This window comes from Photobacterium sp. AWH4_225, assembly GCF_056158405.1.
The window spans coordinates 829,837-854,646 of sequence record NZ_JBSWTF010000001.1 but is presented as its reverse complement, the minus strand read 5'-3'; the positions used below and the strand labels follow the sequence as shown (position 1 = coordinate 854,646).

Below are 24,810 nucleotides of genomic sequence, written 5' to 3'. Positions count from 1 at the left end.
GCTCCCTCCTCCTACCAGTTTTACCATACACTCGTTAGCTGATTGTTAACCAAGCAATAACAATCAAGAGGTTGCCAACTGGTCTGATTTGATCAAATCCCAACCAACCATACAATCTTGCGCAATCTGCACAAAGAGGCAGATAAAAAAGTTATATAAGAATTAGGAATAACTATAAATATGAACAAGAAGCGTCTGTTTACAAAGTCACTGGTTGCGGTTGCGATCACGATGGCTTCTCAACAAGCAATGGCGGCTGGCTTCCAGCTAAATGCTCAATCAGCTACAGGCCTTGGCCGTGCATTCGCCGGTGATGCAGTTATCGCCGATAACGCATCTGCAATGGCACGTAACGCCGCTGCAATGTCACTGTTTGATGCGCCAGCACTTTCTCTTGGTATTAACGCCATTGATACGGATATCGAAGTTAAAAACACAACATACCGTAATGCATTTGGTCAAACCAGCGACCTTGCAAATGAATCAATTGGTGATGTTTCGTACGTACCAAATATTTACTACATCCACCCAATCAATGACCAGTGGACATTAGGTGCCGGTATCTACTCTAACTTCGGTACCAAAACTGAATTCAGTGATGACTTTGCTGCTAACGAGTACGGTGGCCTAACCGATGTTAAGAGCATCAACTTTGCACTCTCTGCCTCTTACCGCATCAACGAACAGTGGAGTGTTGGTGGTGGCCTAGATATCATCTACGGTGAAGGTAAACTTCAGCGTTCCAACCAAACTCTTGAGGCAATTATTGGTAGCCAAACTGGCCGCCAGGGACCTCTACTTGATGTCGATGCTGACGGCGTTGGTTTTGGCTGGAACATCGGTACTGTTTACGAACTAAATGAAAATAACCGCTTCGGTCTTTCATACCGCTACAGCCCTGAGCTAGAAGTTGACGGTGACATGCACTTCATCACTTCACAAACTGGCAGTGCAAACATCAGCGGCGATAAGCTAAAGATTGCCCTACCTGATATGGCCGAATTCTCTGGTTACCACCGCCTGAACCAGCAATTTGCGGTTCACTATAGTGTGCAGTGGATTGGTTGGAGCGCATTCGAAGAACTAAAAACTACTGGCGGCGATGTACTAAATACATACGAGTGGCAAGATGGTTGGCACTACGCAATCGGTGGTACTTACTACCTGAACAACGACTGGACACTTCGTGCCGGCTACATGCATGACACCAGTGCACAAGACAAGCGTACATCGATTTCTGTACCTGACTCAGACCGTAACTGGTTCTCAGGCGGTTTCACCTACCATATCGACAGCAAGTCTAACATTGATGTGGGTGTGACTTACCTAGTCGGTGAAGATGTTAAAGTTGAAGAAAACAATGGCTTTACTCAAGTCAATGCAACTACACGCGCTAACGCATGGCTATACGGTATCCAGTACAGCCGTTCGTTCTAATTCAGCGAACATAAGTGTTACCATTTAACAAAAGGAGCCTGATGGCTCCTTTTTTGTACTCTTTCTAACTGTCTGTTCTTAATATACCTGCCACCTTTTTTCTCAATAAAGAATATTATCTCGCTAAACTGAGTGAACACCCCGTCGCTGAAATGCTTGTATTTAGATACATATGTACGCTGAAAACTCGTCCGACCAGAATGGTTTGAGCAATAACTACCAGATCAAACACCACTAAAAGAGATAAAGTCGATACTTTCAACCTATTGGTTTGTTCAAAACAAGAAAAACTTAAAGCTTTTACTCTAAGGCGTATGATTCGCTCCATTGAATTTCAGCGAACATATTAGACTGATGAACAAAAACAAAATTACTCTTTCGCTAGCAGCAGCGTTAACACTTGGTATCAGCACCAGCACGATGGCAGCAGGCTTCCAGCTTGCAGAATACTCAGCAACTGGCCTTGGCCGTGCGTTTGCCGGTGAAGCGGCGATGGCAGATAACGCTAGTGCCCAGTTCCGCAACCCAGCAATGATGACCTACCTTGAGGGTACTCAGGTTTCTGTTGGTGCTATATATGTTGATCCAAACATCGATGTTGAAGGTGATGTCAGCCTGCTTGGCCAGAAAGTGGCAACAACTAAAGCCAGTGACATTGCCCATTCTGCAGTGATCCCGAACTTCTACATTTCGCACCGCGTCAATGAGCAGTGGGCGGTTGGCCTTGCGCTAGCCACCAACTACGGTATGGAAACGGAGCTTGGCGGCGATTTCCTTGGTACTATCTTTGGTAACCAAGCTAATATCATGTCGGTAGAAATCAACCCTAACATTGCCTACAAGGTTAACGACCAATTCAGCATTGGTGCGGGTGTACGCTACGTAATGGGCGAAGGCCACTTTGGTGCTTCAATTCCTAAAAACCTTCCGCAAACAGGCATAGATCAGGTTGATGACCTTATTGGCAAAGCCCAAGGCGCAGATCTTAAATACATGGAAGGTGATGACGCAGCATGGGGCTGGCAGCTTGGTGCCGCTTGGCAAATCAACGATAACAACCGCATTGGTGTAAACTACCGCTCTGCAGTTGATCTTAAGCTAAAAGGCGAAGCCTCTGGTGCTTACTACGATATCGCGACCGGCTCTGCTTTTGGCAGCAAATACGCAGGCAGCATGGCACTGACCCTGCCAGCAACAGCTGAAATTGCCAGCTTCCACCAGCTAACTGACAAGCTAGCCATGCACGCCAGCTTCAACTGGACAGACTGGAGCAGCTTCGACAAGCTTGAAGCTAACATCCCATCTATCAGCTCGACGCCGGATCTGATCAAAGAAGAAAATTGGGAAGACAACTACCGTATTGCTCTGGGTGCTACGTACCAGTACACCAACAAATTGGCAGTTCGTACCGGTGTGGCTTACGACACCTCGGCAGTGAGCAGCGAACACCGTACCCAAACAATCCCAGAAACTGACCGTCTATGGCTGAGCCTAGGTGCGGGTTACCAGTGGTCTGACGCATTGAGCTTCGACGCCGGCTTTACCTACATCTTCGCTAAAGATGCTTCTATGAATGAAAGCCTGGATGTTAATGGTATGCCAATCGCGAGCTTCTCTGGCGAAACTACCGGCAACGTATGGCTAGTAGGTGTTCAGGCGAACTACAAGTTCTGAGGCTAAAGGCTAAAGGCTAAAGGCTAAAGGCTAAAGGCTAAAAAAGCGTATCAAAGAGTGCCCAAACGGCGCTCTTTTTTTGTTTCACCCATCCTCCCCTGCTCTTGCTCTTGCTCTTGCTCTTGCTCTTCCAAGAGCCTAGGGCCTTCTTTTCCCAGAGCCGCCCTTCTGATACATGAACTAAATTCATGCATCAAAAAATTCATTTCATTCGACGCCAGTAAAAACGCGGCCTACAATCGCAGCCTCTTTCAGGTATTCTCATTTACATCTATTAAAATCATGCTATTAACAACTCTCTACATCATCGGGATCACTGCAGAAGCTATGACTGGGGCTTTAGCTGCAGGTAAACGCCATATGGACTGGTTTGGCGTCATGCTTGTTGCCAGTGCCACAGCGATCGGTGGCGGTACGGTGCGTGATGTATTGCTGGGCCACTACCCGCTGGGTTGGGTAGCGAATCCACAATACCTTGCGATCACCTGCCTTGCAGGGTTGTTTACCACCATGGTGGCACCTCAGGTAGTTCGCTTCCATAAAGTGTTTGTCTTGCTTGACTCACTGGGGTTGATTGTCTTCAGCATTATCGGCTGCCGCGTGGCGATGGATATGGGGCTGTCCCCACTCATCTGCCTGGTAGCTGCGGTTGTGACGGGTGTTTTTGGCGGATTGCTGAGAGATATGATCTGCCGCCGCCCGCCACTGGTGCTACAAAAAGAGTTTTACGCATCAGTTGCCTTCATTGCGGGTGGCATGTACTACGGCTTGCTCTACTTGGGCGTGGAAGAAACCATTGTCACTATCGCAACGCTAGTGGTGGGTTTCGCTATTCGAATTGCCGCCGTACAGTTTGGTTGGAGCTTACCAGTCTTTCGATTCGAGGAACTAGAGACCGTTAAGGAGAAGCTAGACGCACCAAAGAGTTAATATACATAACGGAACGAACGGAACACAAAAAAGCGAGGACACGTCCTCGCTTTTTTGCATCTTGATAAAACTGAAAACAGTTTAAATCTTTGGTGTTTCCGTCATCACATCGGCATTCTGGCCGCGGTGACGCAACAAGTGATCCATCAAGGTAATTGCCAGCATCGCCTCAGCAATCGGCACCGCGCGGATGCCCACACATGGGTCATGACGACCTTTGGTGATCACCTCAGCGGTCTCACCCTGTCTTGTGATCGTCTCGCCCGGCACGGTAATACTGGATGTTGGCTTAAGGGCAATGTGCGCCACGATATCCTGACCAGACGAAATACCACCCAAAATACCACCGGCGTGATTAGACTTGAAGCCTTCCGGTGTCATCGCATCACGGTGCTCGCTACCGCGCTGCTCAACCACATCAAAGCCATCACCGATTTCCACCCCTTTCACGGCATTGATGCTCATTAACGAGTGGGCAATGTCGGCGTCAAGACGGTCAAATACCGGCTCACCCAAACCAACAGGAACATTGTTGGCAACCACAGTCAGCTTGGCACCGATAGAATCGCCTTCTTTCTTCAGCTTACGGATCAGCTCATCGAACGCTTCCACCTTATCGGCATCCGGGCAGAAGAAGGCATTCTGCTCAACCTGCTCCCAGTCAACCTTGTCGATTTTCACATCGCCCATCTGCGAGAGGTAAGCACGCACTTCGATACCGTAAGCCTGCTTAAGGTACTTCTTTGCTACAGCACCGGCAGCAACGCGCATGGCTGTTTCACGGGCCGAAGAACGACCGCCGCCACGGTAATCACGGATACCGTATTTCTGATGGTAGGTGTAATCAGCATGGCCTGGACGGAATAGGTCTTTAATACTTGAATAATCTTTTGAGCGCTGGTCGGTATTTTCTATCAGCAGGCCGATAGAGGTACCAGTTGTTTGGCCTTCGAATACGCCAGAGAGGATTTTGACTTCATCCGGTTCGCGGCGCTGAGTCGTATATTTCGACGTACCCGGACGACGGCGGTCCAAGTCATGTTGCATATCCGCTTCAGTCAGTTCCAGTCCTGGTGGGCAACCGTCAATAATGCAGCCCAGCGCCAGACCATGACTTTCACCAAATGTGGTGACGCGAAATTGTTGTCCAATAGTATTGCCTGCCATTACTTCCTCTGTGAATTCTTACCGCTTGATCGCCGCGAGGGGCGTATAACCAACATTGTCGGCAAGGCCGGCCAAGTGATATCTCGGTGATTAGGTGTTTTCGTCAATGAGTACAATAGTGCAAATTCGCTGGCGGGATTGCAAGAGTGAATGTGACAGAAATTTTGCCATCAGGCAGATACAAAAAAGCGGGCTAATTAAGCCCGCTCTTTAACTTCATACTGGATAATGATTTGGATGGGGGTTAAATTTCAAAACCTACCCAACATGGACGTTGGGTTGGAGCGACATGGATTTCTATATGCGTTTTTGAAATTTCATCTCCAATTCAAATATTAGAATGTACTGAATTATTCAGACTTTGGTGATTTCCACTTCTGGATTCGGCTTGAACCACCACTGCTGTTACGAGAGCGAGGCGCTTCATCATCACGCTGATTGCGGCGGTGACCCGGCTGCACGCCACGGCCAGGACGCGGGCTTCTGCGCTCGTCCTGACGATCTTGACTACGGCCTTGGCCCTGCCCGCGACCACGACCTTGGCCGCTTCCTTGAGTGCGGCGGTCATCACGGTCACTGCGCTCGCCACCACGGCGGCGGTTCGGCTCGCCCTTGCCTTGGTAAGTCTTGTACTTAATTTTGCCTTCGCCGTCTTGCTTAGCCTGCTGGCGGCTATCAAACAGCTTGGCATCCGTCGCTTTCTTGATGTTCTGCCCCTGGCCGTCGACTTTAGAAGCTTCTTCGGTTTTGCTCGAATCTGCAATAAGGCTGTGGATCTCAGTAATTTCCGCATCGGTCAGGTAACGCCATTTACCGTTTGGCAGGCCGTCGATACTGATGTTCATGATACGCACTCGGCGAAGTTTGAATACATCGTAGCCCAGTGCTTCACACATACGGCGGATCTGGCGGTTAAGGCCCTGAGTCAGTACGATTCGGAACGAGTAGTTAGTTTCCTTGGTAACCTTGCACGGCAGGGTTACGGTATCGAGGATCTCAACACCCGATGCCATCTTGTCGATAAACTCCTGAGTGATCGGCTTATCGACACGTACAACATACTCTTTCTCGTGCGAGTTACCGGCACGCAGGATCTTGTTGACGATATCACCATCGTTGGTCAGGAAAATCAGACCGTCAGAAGGCTTGTCCAAACGGCCAATCGGGAAAATACGCTTACGGTGACCGATGAAATCAACGATGTTGTCTTTGATATGGCGCTCGGTGGTACAAGTAATACCGGCCGGCTTATTCAGCGCAATGTAGATCGGCTGCTCTTTGGCACGAAGTGGCTTGTCATCCACCAATACTTCATCACCCGGCATGACTTTGACGCCCATTTCAGGCTGCTGACCGTTGATGGTCACCCTTCCTTGATCAATAAGCTTGTCCGCCTCACGGCGTGAGCAATAGCCTGTATCACTGATAAATTTGTTAAGTCGAACTGCTTTGGCCTGCTCGCCATTAGCAGCACTCTTGTTAGGCTGATTTTGAGACATAGTTTTCTTCTATACTGCGCGTTTCACAACGCGATCAAGGTTAGTCACGAACATAAATATGTTTTAGCCGGATATTTTAGCAATAGCCCAGCACCATGGGAAAGAAAAATAAAAAATGCCACCCAGCGGCGGCATTGTCAGGTATCAAAATATTAGTCGTTAAGAGGCATGTTGCTCGTACAGCGCGATACGACTTGTCACCTTCTTCAGGTAGTTTTTCGTTTCGTCATAAGGCAAGTCTTGCAGCAGCTTCTGATACACCTCATCAGGGCTGAGGGTGTTAATCACTTTGGCTGCCTTGCGGATATTCCGAGAGCCATCCGTATTGAAGGCTTTAGCCACATTGCCTGCACCGGTATTGTACGCGGCAATCGTACAGTACAAACGGCTCTGCGGATCCGTAATGGATTTCAGGTAGCTCTTATCCAGAATATTCAGATAGGCCGTCCCTGTTTCGACATTTACGTCAGCAACATACAACTCGTCTGGCTGCATCGGTGCATTGATATTGCGGAAACGGGCGTTAACATCATGACCCGCAGTTGTCGGGACAATCTGCATCAGGCCGTATGCCGGGATCGGTGATTTCGCCTTAGGATTGAAACTCGACTCCGAATGCATTATCGCCATGACCAATGCCGCAGGGATCTGGAAGCGCTCACTCTCTTTTTCAGCAAAATCAACAAACTTCTCCGCACGCTTACCAATTCCGTTGGCAGGTAACTGGATTCGGTATTCCACCACCTTCTTCTTGGTGAGTACCGATGCCTTAGTCCTTGCCTCATCATACGTTTTTTCTAGAGACTCCAAACGCTCCTTGGTCTGGACGATCAACTGCTCTTTTTTCTTGATCGTGATACTTTCGACCAGATCAGCACTGATCTCCTGACTCTTGTTAAGCAACGCTTCCGACTCTTTGTCGATCTCTTGCAACTGCGCCCGAGACTGCTCGACAATCACCTTCTTGGCGGCCACTTCGACATCTTTGGCAAAACTCACCGATGCCTCAACCACTTCACCAACTGGCAGCTCTTTCGCAGCGCCAACGGCCTCGGTCAGTAAGCTTTCACCTTGCGCCAGTGCTTTGGACGCTGCCTGCTCCAGCTGCTGCTTCACTTGCTCTGGGCTTGTGTCGCTATCAACCAACAGCGCTACCGTTGCTTCATTTTTTTCAAAATCCACAATCGTTCGCGCTTCTTTGTCTTCGCTGTATTCAACATTGACGTGGCTCTGTGACACGATACCGTCACCCCACTTAGCGATCACCTGGGCACGATATTCATCGAACTCTTTAAGGTACTCACTGCGCCAAGCTTGGTACTCCGCCAAGTACTCAACCACAAAAGCTTCATATTCAGCCTCCAGCTCAGACTGTGGCTTGTTGGCTTCTGCCACTGCAGCATCCAGTTCGGCAAACGGGTCGTTCGTTGCGTGAGCCAGTGGGACTGATAGCAATAATGCGCAATAGCATGCTAGTCGGGTTAACTTCATTTCCGTTCCTTTTTATCCTGTAAAGCCATAAAAAAAGGCTACCTAGGTAGCCTTTTAGCCGTCATAGCGCCGCTTACTGAATCATTGAATCCAGTGCTTGCTGCAGGCTTTCTTCTGCTTTCTTGTTGTTGAATTTATTCCACAAGCCAGATTCTTTATTGCTTGCGGCTTCAACAACCTGCGCAACATTGCTGTCGTAAGTTGCCTGGTCCATACCCACTAGAGTGTACAGGCCACCGGCTGGGCTACGCTGAGTTACAATGACACGGCTGTTCGACAACGTACGAGAGGTCATGGTCTTGGTCACAGACTCAAACTGCTCGTTCACTTCTTCAGACACGGCTTCGCCAGTAGACTGAACTGTGGTTGCCATTGCTTGCTTGAACATAGTGTTTACGTTCGACTCGAACTGCTCTGCCAGACCACGACGGGCATCATTCACAGCGATGGTGCGCATCACGCTCATGCCCGCAGCACTTTTCTTGGCATAGCCCACGCTGCCGATCGCAATGCTGTCTGGCATTACATCACACACCCACTGTGGTGCTTCATCCTGTACAGAATCAGGGAAGTAGCAAGTCAGGTCCTGAATATTATTGCCGCCCGTTGACTGGCAACCCGCCAAGCCGAAAACCAAGGCGCTAGATAGGAGGAGTTTTTTCATATTCAATTACCCCTGAAATGATTCATAAACGTCCCAACAAGGCCCTTGAAGCATTTTTGGTAGGTCGTTACAACCGCTGTCATAACGAGCCTCTACAAAATCACCTCGCTGAATTTTCAAAGCATTTTCTGGATCAATACCAACCCATGAATAACGTGCTTTCAAACCTTGACGGTTCTCTTTTTCAGAAACTTTACCTTGACCTAGTGAGTAAAATTCAACTTCTTCATTACCATCAGGGGATGTCACCTGCTCGACGGAGGAAATTTCAACTACTTGCTCAGGGCGGATTCCCAGAGTAGTCCCCATATTGACACGAACCATGGTACCGTACTCATCACATTGGCGTAGTTCTTCAACCACTCCACTTGGCGCTAGCTGGTTTTTCAAATCATCACTACGATTCACTGCATTCTTTGCAGCTTCCTGCATAATTCGCGTGTACTGACCATTAGATATAGGACAATCAGAATCAGGGCGATCTTGCTCAAAAATACTCACTTCATATGAACTAAGCTCAATGCGTTTCACCACTTCCATGCTCGGCAGCTCAACCACCTTTACAATACCTTCGACTTCACCGGTAAAGGTACACTCTGCTGGGTAGTATTTCGTATCACCGTCATCGTCCGTTTTGTACTCTTCATCATCAAAAGAGTACTTAAGACTTGCTGAAGTCACTTCAGCCAATACAGCGTAGTCGGCAATCGCCACACCAGAGGTGTTGAAGCGACCGCTTTCTTCCGCCAGCTTGATTTCTTGCTTTAATTTGCCAGCCAGAGAACGGTCAACTAATTTCGCACCAGAGTGATCCACTTGGCTTTCCAAACGGTGCTGGAATGCTGTAGACATGATTGATGGGTTATCAACACCACGTGCAACATCTACAGGTAGGACAATCGCTTTTTTACCCTGGGAGGTTTGTACCTTCACCTCACTTTGCGGAATATTGATCGCCGTGCTCGAGTGACATACGCCTTCCGGCGCTGGCGTGCTCATACAACCCGTTAGAACGGTAGTAATACTCGCTGCTAATTGTAGTTTCTTAGACATGAACCTTATATCCATTTATTGTAGTAATAGAGTTAAATTAAACCTAAAAAGTGCCATATTCCCTGGTCACTCATTTGGGCAGAAAAGTGGCGGGAAGCACTCTCTTTAGAACGGGCAAAGTTCGAAATAGAGTTCCCGGTAGCAATCACTTCGCGACTGGCAATGGTTTTACCATTTTTATTTTTAAGCGCGAGATTAGTGATAACTGTCGTGATGTAAGCATCACCAACTTTGCTCTGGCGCCAGTTTGTTGCCAGAGTGATTTGATGAGTTGCACCATTGTTCTTGTTCGAGCTAGTTGTCACCGCAACATGCTTTTCAGATAAATGATGTTTAATAAACTCACTCATCATTGAATCACTTTTAGTCGCTTTTACACTGAACAATAATTGGCTTTTTGTTTTGTTAGCCTGGCGTTCCAGCTTAATAACATTATCCATCGATACGCCATTCTCATTACCATTACTTGCAGCAAGTAACATGGCTTTACGAGTCAGCATATTTTTCTTTATCGACTGCGTATCACGGTTTTCCAACCACCACATTAATGGATCACTATGCTTTAACTTTAGTAACTCGGTATTGGCATCTTCATCAATCGATTTCAATTCTTGATTGAGTTGATGAATAATATTTGTGCGTGAAATACTTGCTTCCACATAATAAATACCATCACTTTGCTCTGTTCGATTATATTGAACACCCGTCAGTACCAGTGGTGCTGTTTTCACATTTACATTGGTATCACTTTGAGTCAGATAATCTTCGCTACCATTTACATCACGTACAACCTGACGTAATGAACCGGATGATTCAACCTGAGTCCAAAGCTTTTGGTTAATATTATCCATGGCCAAGTTTTTGGCGTTACGCACTGTGCCACCATGACCAACAGCGTAAAATGACATGTTGGTATCGGGTGTTTGGTTCAATACCCAGTCAGGTGTTTGGGTTGACTGACAGCCGGCAAGCAGCAAGCCACCTGCTAATGCCAAGAGGCTTTTCATCTTCATTGATTCAATGCTCATTAGTTAAAAAATGCTGTAAATTCAAAACGTGTGAGCATTGCTTCCACCATCACATCGGCAGGCAGCTCGGATATCGCATAGAAGTTAGGAGTTGAAGCACGCAAGACATCGAGCTCATCAAAGGCGACTTCAGCCCCACTGTTTAGCCGATGGTTAATCACCTGCAGCTGCTGAGAAGCATCTGCTGCCATCAAGCCATAATCAACGATGCCAATAGCCAAGTTGTAAAACATCGCGTTGCGACCTAACGAATAAGACTCGGCGTAATAGTCGAGGTTACCGTTGTCAGTAAAATAGTTTTCAAGCTCATTGTTCAGTACCGAAACTGGCGTTTCAAGCAAGGTTAATTCGGTAAAAGGCACAGTCATTGAAAAGTGATCTTTTAGCGCAGTAACACTGTATCCAGCTACCCTTTTCTGCTTAATCGCTATGGTAAGTAAGTACTTTTCTTCACCATAATAATAAAAAGTCACATCAGGGTTTAACTTTGATGTTTTCGATGCCTGGGCTACACCCATTAATTCATCAATATAACTTTCAGTTTGACCTACTTTAATTTTTGACAGTTGCTCATATTCGATTTCATTCGTCCAATTGGTAATGATGGACTCATAAATCATTTCGACAGCATCTTTAGTATCATTCCACTGACCTAAAGAAAGCATTACGGCAACAATAGCCAAAGCAATACTATGCATTTTTATCCAAAAGTTAGTTTTGGATGATGAAACAGAATCTTCACTGTGCATGATTTTTTATTTTTTTAATGATGATGGGTTCACTGCTGGTAAAAAACAGCAGAATTTACATTAACAAAATATACTATTTATCCAGACAATAGCATTCAATACAGCAAGCGATTAACTGCCCACAACGCAATCAAATTAGATCAAATCCGATCATTTAATGATCATTAAAATTAAATAATATTATTTTTAAAACTATCTATAAGTTAGTTTCACAGCAAAAATATTAATTTATCAAAAAAAATAAAACAGTCTTTTTTATTTTAAGTGATTCCTTTTAGGTATTATTAATTAATGAGCCACATCACATTCCCCCATCCTTTTTCGCCAAATTATTGACGATACGCATATAGTCCTCAATCAAGCACATACGAATATCTATTCATAAAAAGCAAAGAAAATAAAAAGAGCCACCTGTAAAGGCAGCTCTTTAAGTAAGTGGGGAAATGGTAAGGCTAACCGTTAGCTTGTTTCGGTTACCAACCTATTTTCATCTTCCGCAGAGGCTTGGTTATCCTGCTTGAGCGCTTTCTCAAGCTGCTCAGCCACATAGCCAGGAGACTTAGTATTAGCAGCCATCAAGCGATACATCGCCGGAATGACAATCAGGGTCACGAAGGTCGCAAACGCCATGCCGAAGAACACCACAACACCAACCGCAATTCGCCCTTCCGAACCCGCACCAGTTGAAAGAATCAACGGCACCGAGCCAAACAGGGTCGTAAACGCGGTCATCAGGATTGGGCGCAGGCGGCGCTCAGACGCATCAATAATCGCCTGCTCGAATGGGACCCCCTTATCACGTAGCTGATTGGCAAACTCGACAATCAAGATACCGTTCTTGGTTACCATACCGATAAGCATGATCATCCCGATCTGGCTAAAGATATTGAGGCTCTGATCCATAATGAGCAGGCCGGCCAAACCACCGAATATCCCCATTGGTACAGTAAGCATAACTACCATTGGGTTAATAAAGCTTTCGAACTGTGCCGCCAGTACCAAATAGGCAACCAGCAGTGCCAGACCGAACACCAACAGGATACTGCTCTGGTTTTCGCGGAAGTCTTTCGACTCGCCCGCATAGTCAATCACGATATCACTTGGCAGCATCGACAGAGCCTGCTCGTCCAAGAAGTCAAGTGCCTGACCGAGGGTATAGCCCGGCACCAAGTTGGCTTTCAAGGTGATCGACTTCTGCTTCTGGTTATGGCTCAGACGCTGTGCCGAGGCCACTTCTTCCACTTCAGCCAAAGATTCCAACGTGATCAGCTGACCGGTGCGGGTACGCACGTAGATCTGACTCAGATCCGATGCATTATTGAAGCTGTTCTCATCACCACGCAGATAGACGTCGTATTCTTCACCGCGGTCAATGAACGTAGTCTCGCTGCGGCCACCCAGCATGATTTCCAGTGTCTCGGCAATATCATTAACCGGAATGCCAAGCTCTGCCGCACGCTGTCGGTTCACCGACACCACCAGCTCAGGTGTGGTTTCCGCATAATCGAGATCAACACCTTCCATCATCGGGTTATCTTCAGCAATCTCTTTCAGCTTGCTGGCCCACTGGAACAGTTCACTGTAGTCCGCACCGTTTAGCACGAACTGGATTGGCTCAGAAGAACCACCGCGGAAGCCCGGCATAAATGGCCATACGCGAACATCTGGGATCCCCTGTAGCTTTTTACGCACCATATCCAGCGCATCAGAGGCGGACACATCGCGGTCTTCCCAGTTTTCCAGCTGCATGATCACAAAACCAGTTTGGTCGCCAGCTCGACCGCCAAAAGCAGGTGTTTGGATAGAGACAGATTTGATCACGCCCTGGCCGACCATCGGCAGCAAACGCCCTTCTACCTCTTCAATGTTGCCTACCATACGGTTGTAACTGGTCCCTTCCGCACCTTTTACAAAAGCAAAGATAACACCACGGTCTTCCTGCGGTGCCAGCTGCGACGGCACAGTTTTCATCAAGACTACGCTAAGGCCTACGAATGCCAGCACAATCAATGGCGCGCCATAGCGGTAACGAACAGAAACAGTGACCACTTTTCGGTATCCCGCTTCCAAGCGGCCGAACATACGATCAACCCACACGTTGAACTTACCCGGCTTCACATTGGCTTTAAGCAGTTTACTGCCAAGTACCGGGCTTAGCGTCAGTGCGATAATCGACGAGAAGATCACCGCCATCGCCAGCAATACTGCAAATTCGGTAAATAGCGGGCCAACCATGCCGTCCATAAATGAGATCGGCAGGAACACCATGACCAGTACCACTGTGGTTGCGACAACCGCAAAGCCAACTTCGCGGGTACCTTTATAGGCCGCCAACAATGGTGGCTCGCCCCGCTCGATATGGTGATAGATGTTTTCCACTACCACGATGGCATCATCGACCACCAGACCGATCGCCAAGATCAACGCCATCAGGGTCAGCAAGTTAATCGAGAAGCCAAGGAAGTACGCCACCATAAAGGCAGAGATCAGTGAGACCGGTACCGTTACCGCCGGGATCAGGGTGGCCCGTGCCTGGCCGATAAAGATATAGAGCACCATGACAACCAGAAGGCCAGTCACAAACAGGGTGCTGTACACTTCCTGAATCGAACGATCGATAAACACCGTAGAGTCATAATCGACATACAGCTCGGTACCTTCCGGCAAGAAGCGCTGCATCCGCTCAACTTCTTCATATACCGCCTTGGATACATTCAGCGGGTTGGCATCGGTCATGGTAACCATGCCAAGGCTCAGGTTCGAAATACCGTTGTTTTTGAAGGTGGCATTTTCGTTCTGCGCGCCAATACCAACCTCAGCAACATCTTTGAGGTAGATAGGCGAACCATCTTCCGTTGTTCGTACCACCAGATATTCAAAGTCCGACGCATCTTGGTAAAGTCGTGCCGTACGCACAGACATAGTGGTGGTGTCATTACGGACTTCACCGCCTGGTAGCTCGACGTTTTCCAACTTAAGCGCATTAACAATGTCATTGGTGGTTACGCCACGGCCGGCCATTTGATCTGGCATCAGCTTGACGTACATAACACGGTAAAGCGCACCACTAAGATCCACCGAGCTCACGCCGTTGATCAGGCTAAAGCGGTCCATCAGTACACGCTCGGCGTAATCGGTCAGCTGGGTACGGTCCATAATGCTCGATGTCAGGTTGACATATACCGCAGGCTCACCCGAACCATTGTCTTTCGACACCACAGGATCATCGGCTTCATCTGGCAGGCGGCGCTGGGCACGCGATACTGCATCGCGCACGTCACTGACCCCTTCGGTCAGGTTCCAGCCGAGTTCAAACTCGATGGTGATCCGAGACGACCCGTTACGGGTGGTGGAGGTGATACTCTCGATACCACTGATCCCCGAGAGCTGATCTTCAAGCACTGTGGTGATCCGGCTTTCCATAATGGTGGCCGAAGCCCCGGAATAGCTGGTTGATACTGTCACGACCGGGTTTTCAACATCCGGCATTTCTCGGACAGACAGCTTGGAGAAAGACACCAAGCCAAATACCACCAACAGCAAGCTGAGAACGATAGCGACAACCGGACGCTTTACCGATACATCAGATAACCACATTAAACTTCATCTCCAGTTGGGCCTTGTTGCTTAGGCGCGCCATTGACTTTCTGGGCCATGATGTCATTCACCTGCACACCATCGCGCATATTGACCAATCCCTGGACGACAATACGATCGCCAATACCGATCCCTGACTCGATCACCACTTCATTTTCTACCCGCGCCCCCAGCTGTACTTCCGTACGATGGGCTTTACCCGCCTCATCAACCAGGTAAACAAAACGCTTGGTACCTGAGTATTCCAGCGCCTGAACCGGGATCACTGCCGCATCCTGCGGGGCAAAGCCAAGATTGGCCGCCATCAGCATACCAGGCTTGAGCAACCCTTCTTTGTTATCAAATACCACACGGACACGGATATTGAGGGAGTCGGCCTGAACGCGGGAGTCAATCGCTTTGATTTCACCGCTAAATGCCTGGCCTTGCCAAGCTTGGCTGGTGGCTTCGACTGTCATGCCTTCACGCAGGAAAGAGAGGTACTGCTCGGGTACCTGAATATCCAAGCGCATTGAAGATAAATCATCGAGCGAGAACAGCTCGCTACCTACCGTCAGCATGTGGCCTTCACTAAAGTCCACCAAACCAACGGTGCCGCTAAACGGCGCACGGATAGCGTGATCATCCAAATCTGCTTTTGCTGCTTTTAGACGGGCATCGGCAATATTGACGCTGGCTAGCTGGGCATCCAGTTCGGTTTGGGTGATCGCACCTCGGCTAACCAGCTTCTGGTATTCGTTGTACTTACGCTTCTCGTCATTAAGGTAAGCTTGCGCTTCGGCATAAGACGCCTTTGGCTTGGCATCATCAAGCTGAACCAACAACTCGCCTTTTTCGACCTTGCTATTTACCCCTATCGCAATTTGCTCGACACGGGCCGCGACCTGGGTCGCCACATTAACCGAGCGCTGCGCCTCAAGCTTGCCAACTAAAGACAGCGATTGGGCTACAGGGTGGGCACTGACTTCACCGAGCGTTACCGGGATCTCACGCGCAGAGCGGCCTCCCGGCTGTTCGGCTGCCACTGACTGGCTCTGGAAGTAGAAATAACCGCTACCTGTTAATGCGGCAGTCACCAATGCCGCAACAAGGACCTTTTTCATTGTGGAATCCAATTTTTATAAACTGCATGCATGATATCTGAACAGGGGCTTGAGCGGGGTAAAGAAGTGTAAAGAAAAGCAATGTCACATTTACCTATATGGCTTTTTCATTGCAAAAAGAAGCGATAACGCCATCACAATCAACAATATGATGAAAATAGCAGCAAGCAGACACAAATAGTAAGGAAAAGGGTTTACAGAACATCTCGGTTTGCTAATATGCGCTCCGCACTTGTGGAGGGGTTCCCGAGTGGCCAAAGGGAGCAGACTGTAAATCTGCCGGCTCCGCCTTCGATGGTTCGAATCCGTCCCCCTCCACCATTATTCTTGAAAGGTGTTCCTGACTTGTGTAAGGTACGTCTTTCCGCTAGTTGAGATTACTCCTAGCAACCAAAACCCTGTGGAGGGGTTCCCGAGTGGCCAAAGGGAGCAGACTGTAAATCTGCCGGCTCCGCCTTCGATGGTTCGAATCCGTCCCCCTCCACCATCATTACTGAAAACAGCAATAGCGGTTTTCTGGCTGAAAAAGCCAAGACAAATTGCAACACCCCGTGGAGGGGTTCCCGAGTGGCCAAAGGGAGCAGACTGTAAATCTGCCGGCTCCGCCTTCGATGGTTCGAATCCGTCCCCCTCCACCATCATTACTGAAAACGGCATTAGCGGTTTTCTGGCTGATAAAGCCAATACAAATTGCAACACCCCGTGGAGGGGTTCCCGAGTGGCCAAAGGGAGCAGACTGTAAATCTGCCGGCTCCGCCTTCGATGGTTCGAATCCGTCCCCCTCCACCATCATTACTGAAAACGGCATTAGCGGTTTTCTGGCTGATAAAGCCAATACAAATTGCAACACCCCGTGGAGGGGTTCCCGAGTGGCCAAAGGGAGCAGACTGTAAATCTGCCGGCTCCGCCTTCGATGGTTCGAATCCGTCCCCCTCCACCATCATTACTGAAAACGGCATTAGCGGTTTTCTGGCTGATAAAGCCAATACAAATTGCAACACCCCGTGGAGGGGTTCCCGAGTGGCCAAAGGGAGCAGACTGTAAATCTGCCGGCTCCGCCTTCGATGGTTCGAATCCGTCCCCCTCCACCATCATTACTGAAAACGGCAATAGCGGTTTTCTGGCTGATAAAGCCAATACAAATTGCAACACCCCGTGGAGGGGTTCCCGAGTGGCCAAAGGGAGCAGACTGTAAATCTGCCGGCTCCGCCTTCGATGGTTCGAATCCGTCCCCCTCCACCATCATTACTGAAAACGGCAATAGCGGTTTTCTGGCTGATAAAGCCAATACAAATTGCAACACCCCGTGGAGGGGTTCCCGAGTGGCCAAAGGGAGCAGACTGTAAATCTGCCGGCTCCGCCTTCGATGGTTCGAATCCGTCCCCCTCCACCATCATTCCAAGCCAGTAGCGCAAGCTACTGGCTTTTTTCATGCCTTATTCCCATTTCCATTTTCTATTCTGTGTCACAACCACATTCATAATTTTGCTTTCAAATCACAAACCTGTCTGAGATATTTGGCTAAATCGTGAATACATGCCTATGATTCAATCAGTAGCATATGGTTTGGGATAGGGAAATGCCAAATAATCAGAGTCAATCAAAGATACAGTCACTGCCCTTGCACGCAGTGAAAGCCTTGATTGTAGACGATCAGCGTCTAGCTACCACCATGCTGAAATCTATTTTGATGCAAATTGGGCTTACCCATGTCGACACTGCATTAGATCACCAACAAGCCCAACAACACTGTGAACATAATGCCTTTGATTTGCTGCTGATTGATTACCATCTTGAAGGCCCACTGACAGGGACTGAATTAATCAACCTTCTGCGCCGCAAGAAACTGATTTCTCCCTACTGTGGCATCATTATGATCTCCGGCGATCATTCTGCAGAGGTAATTCTGACCAGTATGTCGGTAGAGCCTGACAGCTTCATGGCCAAGCCAATCACCGCCGAAATGGTCAAAACCAAACTGACAGCAACACTCCATGAATGTGCATTACGTACCCCGGTCTATAAAGCCTTAATAAACCAAGACAGAAAGAAAGCGATTACCCTGTGCAAAAAACAACTAATGCATGCTGGCTACCATCACAAACTCGAAGGACTACTTCTCGATTTACTGATCGAGGATGGGCAGTGGCTACAAGCTGAAAAATACGCCAATATTTTAAAGAAGCACCATCCGTCTCCGAAGCTAAGCTTGATCCTGGCTAAAATCCTCCAACACAATAACCAGCTCAAGGCAGCAATTCATATACTGGAATGTCAGCTTCAGCAATCGCCCCTACACATAGAGTTATATGACTATCTGGCTATCTTCCAAGAGCAAGATAAAGCTTATTATGACGCGCTGGAATCAGCACAAAAAGCGCTGAAACTCACCCCCAGCATTAGCCACCGGGCACTCAAAGTTGCCCAGTTAGCGGCCGATCTCGGCCGGAGTGATCAGGTCATCAAAGCGGGAAATAGCTTGGCAAATCACCTACCGATCATTGATGTCGACTGGATCATCTGTCTGGCAGAATACATGGCGATTTTCGAGCAATTGTATTTCACTCAAACCTCTCTGGCTAACCTTAAACGACTGAAAGCCGAGCTTCAGCGAATCAACAATCGAGCCCATTCAAGGGTAATGGCTGCCCAGGAGCCATTTTTGACCACCTACAGCCATATTGTGATGAGCCGCCTGCTACTGGGGAATGCCCAACCATTAAAGGCCAAACGGAGAATGTTGCTGGGACTCTCTCAGTTCTTTACTAAGATACCCAAACTGCCATCCGTAGTGATCGCCGATACTCTGCCACTGCTGGTGCACTTTGGTGAAACCCAACTCATCAATACTTGCATGCAGGCAATCGAAAAACGCAACCGTTTCGACGGACACAGCCAAAACCGTCTAAACGATATCAAGCAGCAAACTCATCTTACCGAGCGCATCAAGCAACTTGAAATCCAATTGAAAGAGGCCTTCGGGTGCTTGCAATCTTCGCCGCAACAAGCCTTTGTCCGCTACCAGAACATCGTCCATGAATACCCGCTGTGCAGCGAAGCAAATCTTGGCTACCTCCAGTGTATGTTGGAGCTGAATATAGGTAGCGAGGCGGAGATCAAGAGCAGTATGAAAGCCATTAGTTCGATGCCGTTACCAGGGGATTTGGAAAACTGGAGGAAACAAGTGCTGGAAGGCATGACCAGCAAGAAGGCGTCACCACATCAACACAAAGTGGCCCTTACCTACAAAAAACAAACCCAGCGTTTCCTTGAGGTTGAAAACACTGGGTAGATACTGATTAGATATTGTGGTTATGCTTAAACTAGCTTAGCTTTTCACGACCATGGGGCGTCAGTAAATCCAGCTCAGGCCCCTTAGGAATCACACCTGTCGGGTTGATCATATTGTGGCTGAAGTAGTAATGGCGCTTGATATGAAACATATCGACCGTCCCAGCGACTTCAGAATACTGATACAGCTCTTTGAGATAGCCCTGAATATGAGTGTAATCAGCAATGCGCTTGAGATTACATTTGAAGTGGCCAACATAGACAGCATCGAACCGCACCAAGGTCGTGAACAGACGCCAGTCTGCTTCTGTCAGTGTATTTCCCACCAAATAACGGCTAGTCGCCAAATGGCTATCCAGTTTATCCAGCGCACTGAACAAGCTATCAAAAGCCTCTTCATAGGCCTCTTGAGTCGTCGCGAAGCCGCAGCGGTATACCCCATTGTTGATGTTGGGATAAATAAACTCATTCCATTGCTCTATCTCTTGGCGAAGCGCCGTAGGGTAAAAATCTTGCTGATCGCCCGTAATGTCATTGAACGCGCTGTTGAACATCCGGATTATCTCGGATGATTCATTGCTGACAATGGTTTGGGTTTTCTTATCCCATAAAACAGGTACTGTCACCCTGCCTGTGTAATCACCCTTGGCCTTGGTATAGATTTGATGCAGGCATTCGAAACCATAAAGCGGTTCTGGCTGCGAGAACTCCCAACCTTTGCTGCGCATATCTGGGCTGACAACGGTAACATCAATGTGCGGAGCCAGGCCCTTAAGCGCCCTGAAAATAAGGGTGCGGTGAGCCCATGGGCAAGCCAGCGACACATAAAGGTGATAACGGCCTGATTCTGCCTTGAAGCCAGTTTCGCCATTGGGTCCCGCACTGCCATCTGCAGTAAGCCAGTTCCTAAAACCTGCATCCTCGCGGACAAACTCACCCTTGTTGTTTTCGGTGTCATACCAGACGTCGTGCCACACACCCTTCACTAACTTACCCATCAGCCGCTCCTCGCCTAAATCATCTGCCTATAATGAAAAACTGTTTGCTATGCCTCGATTATAGGTAGCGACTCAACAGAAGTCCGGGGGCTCAAACCGAACAAGATCATCAAGTTCCTTGAACAACTTCGCGAAGTCGCTCAAACCGCTATTTGCGTATGAACTTGTTGTAGACAAACAATAAAATCAAGGCACCAAATGTTGCCGTCACCAAACTGCCGAAATTGACCCCGGTTGCCGCGCCTAAACCAATAAACGAACCGACCCAGCCACCGACAAAAGCACCCGCGATACCCAGCCCCATTGTCGCAATCCAACCACCACCATCATCACCTGGCATAAGCCACTTCGCCAATGCCCCGGCAATCAAGCCCAATATGATCCACGAAATAAATCCCATGCTTTATCCTCGCTATCTGTCAATTGGAAAGTACCTGATTGAGCTTAGACAAGGTCGTTTGATATGGACAATGCAAGCGTTATAACTAAGTCACTTCAAGCGGCAGAACGCACCTTATTGCACTAATCTTAATAGCCACATGGCTTAATCTTCTAAAGCCTTCCCAGCGTGAGGACGATGTACATGTTGAACAAACTGACAATTGGCCTTTTTTTATTCTTGGCATCACTGCTAACCGGGTGTGGTGAACCCGCAGCACCACCCGCTTCTGCGCCTGAAGCTGAAGAGAGTGTGGAAGTCATGGATGTTACTGAAGGATCAGACGTTCCAACGGAATCTGAAAACACCGAGGGTTCTGAAAACACCGAAGATTCTGACATGGCCGGTGAACCTGAGATGCCAGAAGAAACAAATGAGGGTGGTAACTAGCTAGCGACTGAGGCTCAGCGCCTTCCCTCCCCACTCCCAAGGGCTACCCCATAACATTAGCCTTTGGGAGGCTATTCAGGCTCTCCCCCCTTTACCTGCAGCAAATCTACTTTGTCACACATACACCAGCCATTTTTCACTAAATGGTGGTAACATCGATGAATTACATCAGGTTTTGCCAAAGAAGCCTTTACCATCAAGGACACCAAAATCAATGAAAGTCATTTCCTTCAACATCAACGGCCTTCGCGCTCGCCTTCACCAATTACAAGCTTTGATCGACAAACACCAACCAGATGTCATTGGCCTTCAGGAAATCAAAGTCCACGACGAAGCTTTCCCAATCGAAGATGTCGAAGCCATGGGCTATAAGGTTTACCACCATGGTCAGAAAGCCCACTACGGTGTTGCCATGCTGTGCAAACAAGAGCCGGTTGAAGTACGTAAAGGCTTCCCGACTGATGACGAAGAGGCCCAGCGTCGTATGATCATGGCCACCTTCGAGCAGGAAGATGGCCGCAAGGTCACCGTGCTGAACGGCTATTTCCCACAGGGTGACAACATCAGCCACGAAACCAAATTCCCGGCCAAAGAGAAGTTCTATGCCGACCTGATGACCTACCTAAACGATCACCACAATAGCGAAGAAGAAGTGATTGTGATGGGTGATATCAACATCAGTCCAATCGACTTAGATATCGGTATCGGCCCAGCCAATGCCAAGCGCTGGCTGAAAACCGGTAAGTGTTCATTCCAGCCTATCGAGCGCGAATGGCTCAAGACTTTGATGGACTGGGGCTTTGTCGATACCTTCCGCCAGCTTCACCCTGAAGTTGACGACAAGTTCTCGTGGTTCGACTACCGCTCGAAAGGCTTTGTCGATAACCGCGGTCTGCGTATTGACGTGGTATTGGCAACGCCTTCACTGGCTGAGCGTTGTATCGAAGCCGGTATCGATTACGAACTACGCGGTATCGAAAAGCCGTCTGACCACGCCCCTATTTGGTCAACCTTCAAATAAGGCCAAACAGGCAAAGCTAACTAGTGGGAGGGAGTCCGCTCCCCCTCACTGGAATACATTGCACACGTTGACTCACAAGGAAAGAAGATGAAACTGTTTGTATTTGATCACTGCCCATTCTGTATCAAAGCCATGATGGTGGCCGGCCTTAAAAAGGCTGACATCGAACTGGTCTACCTGCAAAACCATGATGTGGATGCCCGTATCGACAAGGTCGGTGCCAACCTTGTGCCTATCCTGCAAAAAGAAGACGGCAGCTACATGGCCGAAAGCTTAGATATCGCCGCTTATATTGATGCGCTCGATGGCAACCCTGTCCTGGCAACCGGCAGCAACGACGACAACATCAGTGCGTGGGCCGATATTGCCCGCCCTTACAGCAGCCGCTTGCTCTACCCGCGCTGGATGAAGGTCGACTTACCGGAGTTCCAGTGCGAAGAAGCCAAGGCGTGGTTTACCAAGAACAAAACCGCAATGATCGAGCAGGACTTCGATGATGCCTTCAGCAAATCAGAAGAATACCTGGTAGAACTCAATGCCACTTTCGACAAGCTAGCCTGGTTGCAGTTACCGTCAGAACGTAACAATGTATTGAGCTACGATGATGTCAATCTGTTCCCATCACTGCGCAACCTGACTGTGGTAAAAGGCGTGAAGTTCCCAGCCCGTATCCGTCAGTACATCGACGAAGTGGCTGCACTAACATCGACATCGCTCTACGACGATATCGCTGTATAAACACAAGCTTTTACTGATAACGCATAAAACAAAGCCCAGCCAATTGGCTGGGCTTTTGCTTATCCAATAAGACGACTTTGAAGCTTTACGGCTCAATCTCTACGACAGTGGCCTCATATGCCTCATCCAGCGGCCCTCTAGCTTACGGAAGCCCCACAGGATGATGAATGTCAGTGCCATATAGAACATCCCTGCGAACAGGTATGACTCGAACGGTGCATAGTAGCGAGAATTGACAATCTTCGCTGCCCCGGTGAGATCAACAATGGTCACGATACCGGCCACTGCCGAGCCATGAAGCATGAAGATCACCTCGTTACTGTAGGCCGGCAACGCACGTCGCAGCGAGCTAGGCAGAATAATACGGCGGAATGCCTGCGCCGGGCTCATGCCATAAGCTTTGGCCGCTTCTATCTCACCTTTCGGCATACTGTTGATAGAACCACGGACAATCTCTGCGGTATAGGCGGCTGTATTGAGGACAAAGGCCACCAAGGCACAGAACCATGCTTCTTGCCAAAGCGTTCCTTGTACAACAATCACCTGGCTTAGGCCGTAATAGATCAAGTACAACTGGATCAGCAGCGGGGTGCCGCGGAAAAAGTAGATAAATGCCCACGCCGGCCCATATACCACTGGCATCTTGCTGTTACGGGCAATACCAATAGGAATGGCGATCACCAAGCCAATCACCAGCGCAGCGGCAACCAACCACACCGTGGTATAAAAGCCCTGCCAATAAATCGGCCACGAGTCGGCCAGAATACTGAAGTCCATAGCTACCTCGTGTGAATACTGAATTTACGCTCCGCCCACTTAAGACCCGAGGTCGAGAGCGAAGTGAAAAGAAGGAAAATAATCGCAACTGCCATATAGAAAGTAAATGGCATCTGGGTTGTACCAGCCGCAAGCGCGCCTTTACGCACCATATCATCAAGACCAATCACGGAAACCAGCGCGGTGGTTTTAAGCAATACCAGCCAGTTATTACCGAAGCCCGGCAATGCATGACGGATCATCTGCGGCAACAGGATTCGGCGAAAAGAAAGGAAACTACTCATTCCGTAGGCCTTGCCCGCTTCGAGCTCGCCTTTATCAACAGCGAGGATCGCACCACGGAAGGTCTCGGCCATATAGGCACCGAAGATAAACCCGATGGTTAAGATACCAGCAATAAACGGACTGATCTCTACATAGTCTGGTAAATAAGCGGTCCACTCATGGTTGGGATCGGATGAGGTGAAATACTCGTTCAGAAACTCGTTGATTCGATAGAGGCTGTCGTTGAGCAGCATCTGCCCACCGAAAAATATCAGCATCATCAATACCAGATCCGGAATACCGCGGATCACCGTGGTATAGAAGGTGGCGATAGCCCTTGCCCAACGATACGGTGATAGCTTAGCCAACGCGCCCAGCATACCTAATATCATCGCCAGCACCAGTGATAACAGAGCGACCTGCAGGGTGATCCATGCCCCTTCTACCAGTGACCACTCATAACCTTTCAAATCAATCAAAAGGAAGCTCCTTCTTACTGC

At 48.6% G+C, this 24,810-nt stretch carries 21 protein-coding genes and 8 tRNA genes; 15 read left to right on the top strand and 14 right to left on the bottom strand.

Going from position 1 to position 24,810, the window contains the following annotated elements; genetic code table 11:
- Positions 1-180: 180 nt before the first annotated feature.
- Positions 181-1,437, top strand: a complete 1,257-nt coding sequence (locus tag ACXAD4_RS04410) for an outer membrane protein transport protein (protein WP_475239013.1) — start codon at positions 181-183, stop codon at positions 1,435-1,437.
- 354 nt (positions 1,438-1,791) lie between these two features.
- A complete protein-coding gene (locus ACXAD4_RS04405) occupies positions 1,792-3,111 on the top strand; it encodes an outer membrane protein transport protein (RefSeq protein ID WP_475239010.1) in 1,320 nt (439 codons plus the stop codon).
- Positions 3,112-3,161: 50 nt separating this feature from the next.
- Here the strand turns inward: ACXAD4_RS04405 and ACXAD4_RS04400 are convergent, their stop codons facing one another.
- A complete protein-coding gene (locus ACXAD4_RS04400; protein ID WP_475239008.1) occupies positions 3,162-3,317 on the bottom strand; it encodes a hypothetical protein in 156 nt (51 codons plus the stop codon).
- A gap of 76 nt (positions 3,318-3,393) precedes the next feature.
- On the opposite strand from ACXAD4_RS04400, the gene ACXAD4_RS04395 reads away from it, so the two are divergent.
- Positions 3,394-4,041, top strand: a complete 648-nt coding sequence (locus ACXAD4_RS04395) for a trimeric intracellular cation channel family protein (RefSeq protein WP_475239006.1) — start codon at positions 3,394-3,396, stop codon at positions 4,039-4,041.
- 81 nt (positions 4,042-4,122) lie between these two features.
- Here ACXAD4_RS04395 and aroC read toward each other — a convergent pair whose 3' ends face one another.
- From aroC to ACXAD4_RS04350, 9 genes are all read right to left on the bottom strand, one after another.
- A complete protein-coding gene (gene aroC / locus ACXAD4_RS04390; RefSeq protein ID WP_475239004.1) occupies positions 4,123-5,208 on the bottom strand; it encodes a chorismate synthase in 1,086 nt (361 codons plus the stop codon).
- Between the two features lie 350 nt (positions 5,209-5,558).
- Entirely contained in the window at positions 5,559-6,707 is a 1,149-nt protein-coding gene (gene rluF, locus ACXAD4_RS04385; protein ID WP_475239001.1) for a 23S rRNA pseudouridine(2604) synthase RluF, read from the bottom strand.
- Between the two features lie 159 nt (positions 6,708-6,866).
- Positions 6,867-8,198 carry a transglycosylase SLT domain-containing protein gene (locus tag ACXAD4_RS04380; protein ID WP_475238998.1) on the bottom strand — a complete coding sequence of 444 codons (1,332 nt, stop codon included), beginning with the start codon at positions 8,196-8,198 and terminating at the stop codon, positions 6,867-6,869.
- Between the two features lie 73 nt (positions 8,199-8,271).
- Positions 8,272-8,862 carry an LPP20 family lipoprotein gene (locus ACXAD4_RS04375; RefSeq protein ID WP_475238995.1) on the bottom strand — a complete coding sequence of 197 codons (591 nt, stop codon included), beginning with the start codon at positions 8,860-8,862 and terminating at the stop codon, positions 8,272-8,274.
- Between the two features lie 6 nt (positions 8,863-8,868).
- A complete protein-coding gene (locus ACXAD4_RS04370) occupies positions 8,869-9,915 on the bottom strand; it encodes a hypothetical protein (RefSeq protein WP_475238993.1) in 1,047 nt (348 codons plus the stop codon).
- A gap of 32 nt (positions 9,916-9,947) precedes the next feature.
- The gene (locus ACXAD4_RS04365) at positions 9,948-10,943 is read right to left on the bottom strand and encodes a hypothetical protein (protein ID WP_475238992.1); all 996 of its coding nucleotides are present in this window, start codon (positions 10,941-10,943) and stop codon (positions 9,948-9,950) included.
- The gene (locus ACXAD4_RS04360; RefSeq protein ID WP_475238989.1) at positions 10,943-11,692 is read right to left on the bottom strand and encodes an ETEC_3214 domain-containing protein; all 750 of its coding nucleotides are present in this window, start codon (positions 11,690-11,692) and stop codon (positions 10,943-10,945) included. Before ACXAD4_RS04360 ends, ACXAD4_RS04365 begins: the two co-directional genes overlap by 1 nt.
- Positions 11,693-12,151: 459 nt before the next feature.
- Positions 12,152-15,289: a multidrug efflux RND transporter permease subunit gene (locus ACXAD4_RS04355; protein ID WP_475238987.1), complete on the bottom strand. Its 3,138-nt coding sequence runs from the start codon at positions 15,287-15,289 to the stop codon at positions 12,152-12,154.
- Entirely contained in the window at positions 15,289-16,392 is a 1,104-nt protein-coding gene (locus tag ACXAD4_RS04350; protein WP_475238985.1) for an efflux RND transporter periplasmic adaptor subunit, read from the bottom strand. Before ACXAD4_RS04350 ends, ACXAD4_RS04355 begins: the two co-directional genes overlap by 1 nt.
- 236 nt (positions 16,393-16,628) lie before the next feature.
- Here ACXAD4_RS04350 and ACXAD4_RS04345 point away from each other — a divergent pair.
- The 9 genes from ACXAD4_RS04345 (at position 16,629) to ACXAD4_RS04305 (ending at position 19,684) form a co-directional block, all read left to right on the top strand.
- Positions 16,629-16,713: transfer RNA gene (locus ACXAD4_RS04345), tRNA-Tyr, on the top strand.
- A gap of 81 nt (positions 16,714-16,794) precedes the next feature.
- Positions 16,795-16,879, top strand: a tRNA-Tyr gene (locus ACXAD4_RS04340).
- A gap of 66 nt (positions 16,880-16,945) precedes the next feature.
- Positions 16,946-17,030: transfer RNA gene (locus ACXAD4_RS04335), tRNA-Tyr, on the top strand.
- Between the two features lie 66 nt (positions 17,031-17,096).
- Positions 17,097-17,181: transfer RNA gene (locus tag ACXAD4_RS04330), tRNA-Tyr, on the top strand.
- Between the two features lie 66 nt (positions 17,182-17,247).
- Positions 17,248-17,332 (top strand) — tRNA-Tyr (locus ACXAD4_RS04325).
- A 66-nt stretch (positions 17,333-17,398) separates the two neighbouring features.
- Positions 17,399-17,483: transfer RNA gene (locus ACXAD4_RS04320), tRNA-Tyr, on the top strand.
- Positions 17,484-17,549: 66 nt separating this feature from the next.
- Positions 17,550-17,634, top strand: a tRNA-Tyr gene (locus tag ACXAD4_RS04315).
- 66 nt (positions 17,635-17,700) lie between these two features.
- Positions 17,701-17,785 (top strand) — tRNA-Tyr (locus ACXAD4_RS04310).
- Between the two features lie 186 nt (positions 17,786-17,971).
- Positions 17,972-19,684 carry a response regulator gene (locus tag ACXAD4_RS04305; protein ID WP_475238983.1) on the top strand — a complete coding sequence of 571 codons (1,713 nt, stop codon included), beginning with the start codon at positions 17,972-17,974 and terminating at the stop codon, positions 19,682-19,684.
- A 31-nt stretch (positions 19,685-19,715) separates the two neighbouring features.
- Here the strand turns inward: ACXAD4_RS04305 and ACXAD4_RS04300 are convergent, their stop codons facing one another.
- Together ACXAD4_RS04300 and ACXAD4_RS04295 are read right to left on the bottom strand one after the other, a co-directional pair.
- Positions 19,716-20,681, bottom strand: coding sequence for a glutathione S-transferase family protein (locus ACXAD4_RS04300; RefSeq protein ID WP_475238981.1), 966 nt, complete (start codon positions 20,679-20,681; stop codon positions 19,716-19,718).
- Positions 20,682-20,829: 148 nt separating this feature from the next.
- Positions 20,830-21,081: a GlsB/YeaQ/YmgE family stress response membrane protein gene (locus ACXAD4_RS04295; protein ID WP_317523557.1), complete on the bottom strand. Its 252-nt coding sequence runs from the start codon at positions 21,079-21,081 to the stop codon at positions 20,830-20,832.
- A 183-nt stretch (positions 21,082-21,264) separates the two neighbouring features.
- On the opposite strand from ACXAD4_RS04295, the gene ACXAD4_RS04290 reads away from it, so the two are divergent.
- The 3 genes from ACXAD4_RS04290 (at position 21,265) to grxB (ending at position 23,269) form a co-directional block, all read left to right on the top strand.
- Positions 21,265-21,510 carry a hypothetical protein gene (locus ACXAD4_RS04290; RefSeq protein WP_475238979.1) on the top strand — a complete coding sequence of 82 codons (246 nt, stop codon included), beginning with the start codon at positions 21,265-21,267 and terminating at the stop codon, positions 21,508-21,510.
- Positions 21,511-21,724: 214 nt separating this feature from the next.
- On the top strand, positions 21,725-22,531 hold the full coding sequence (xthA, locus tag ACXAD4_RS04285; protein ID WP_475238977.1) for an exodeoxyribonuclease III: 807 nt from the start codon (positions 21,725-21,727) through the stop codon (positions 22,529-22,531).
- Positions 22,532-22,618: 87 nt separating this feature from the next.
- A complete protein-coding gene (gene grxB / locus ACXAD4_RS04280) occupies positions 22,619-23,269 on the top strand; it encodes a glutaredoxin 2 (protein ID WP_475238975.1) in 651 nt (216 codons plus the stop codon).
- 99 nt (positions 23,270-23,368) lie between these two features.
- Here the strand turns inward: grxB and ACXAD4_RS04275 are convergent, their stop codons facing one another.
- Positions 23,369-24,046, bottom strand: a complete 678-nt coding sequence (locus ACXAD4_RS04275) for an ABC transporter permease (protein ID WP_317523562.1) — start codon at positions 24,044-24,046, stop codon at positions 23,369-23,371.
- A gap of 2 nt (positions 24,047-24,048) precedes the next feature.
- A complete protein-coding gene (locus ACXAD4_RS04270; RefSeq protein WP_475238972.1) occupies positions 24,049-24,789 on the bottom strand; it encodes an ABC transporter permease in 741 nt (246 codons plus the stop codon).
- Between the last annotated feature and the right edge of the window lie 21 nt (positions 24,790-24,810).

Coding starts and splice junctions, on each gene's coding strand:
- aroC (WP_475239004.1), bottom strand. CDS start 5,208: ATGGCAGGCAATACTATTGGACAACAATTTCGCGTCACCACATTTGGT.
- rluF (WP_475239001.1), bottom strand. CDS start 6,707: ATGTCTCAAAATCAGCCTAACAAGAGTGCTGCTAATGGCGAGCAGGCC.
- ACXAD4_RS04300 (WP_475238981.1), bottom strand. CDS start 20,681: ATGGGTAAGTTAGTGAAGGGTGTGTGGCACGACGTCTGGTATGACACC.
- ACXAD4_RS04290 (WP_475238979.1), top strand. CDS start 21,265: ATGTTGAACAAACTGACAATTGGCCTTTTTTTATTCTTGGCATCACTG.
- ACXAD4_RS04395 (WP_475239006.1), top strand. CDS start 3,394: ATGCTATTAACAACTCTCTACATCATCGGGATCACTGCAGAAGCTATG.
- xthA (WP_475238977.1), top strand. CDS start 21,725: ATGAAAGTCATTTCCTTCAACATCAACGGCCTTCGCGCTCGCCTTCAC.
- ACXAD4_RS04305 (WP_475238983.1), top strand. CDS start 17,972: ATGCCAAATAATCAGAGTCAATCAAAGATACAGTCACTGCCCTTGCAC.
- ACXAD4_RS04355 (WP_475238987.1), bottom strand. CDS start 15,289: ATGTGGTTATCTGATGTATCGGTAAAGCGTCCGGTTGTCGCTATCGTT.
- ACXAD4_RS04405 (WP_475239010.1), top strand. CDS start 1,792: ATGAACAAAAACAAAATTACTCTTTCGCTAGCAGCAGCGTTAACACTT.
- ACXAD4_RS04380 (WP_475238998.1), bottom strand. CDS start 8,198: ATGAAGTTAACCCGACTAGCATGCTATTGCGCATTATTGCTATCAGTC.
- ACXAD4_RS04410 (WP_475239013.1), top strand. CDS start 181: ATGAACAAGAAGCGTCTGTTTACAAAGTCACTGGTTGCGGTTGCGATC.
- ACXAD4_RS04375 (WP_475238995.1), bottom strand. CDS start 8,862: ATGAAAAAACTCCTCCTATCTAGCGCCTTGGTTTTCGGCTTGGCGGGT.
- ACXAD4_RS04295 (WP_317523557.1), bottom strand. CDS start 21,081: ATGGGATTTATTTCGTGGATCATATTGGGCTTGATTGCCGGGGCATTG.
- grxB (WP_475238975.1), top strand. CDS start 22,619: ATGAAACTGTTTGTATTTGATCACTGCCCATTCTGTATCAAAGCCATG.
- ACXAD4_RS04360 (WP_475238989.1), bottom strand. CDS start 11,692: ATGCACAGTGAAGATTCTGTTTCATCATCCAAAACTAACTTTTGGATA.
- ACXAD4_RS04350 (WP_475238985.1), bottom strand. CDS start 16,392: ATGAAAAAGGTCCTTGTTGCGGCATTGGTGACTGCCGCATTAACAGGT.
- ACXAD4_RS04275 (WP_317523562.1), bottom strand. CDS start 24,046: ATGGACTTCAGTATTCTGGCCGACTCGTGGCCGATTTATTGGCAGGGC.
- ACXAD4_RS04370 (WP_475238993.1), bottom strand. CDS start 9,915: ATGTCTAAGAAACTACAATTAGCAGCGAGTATTACTACCGTTCTAACG.
- ACXAD4_RS04365 (WP_475238992.1), bottom strand. CDS start 10,943: ATGAGCATTGAATCAATGAAGATGAAAAGCCTCTTGGCATTAGCAGGT.
- ACXAD4_RS04400 (WP_475239008.1), bottom strand. CDS start 3,317: ATGAATTTTTTGATGCATGAATTTAGTTCATGTATCAGAAGGGCGGCT.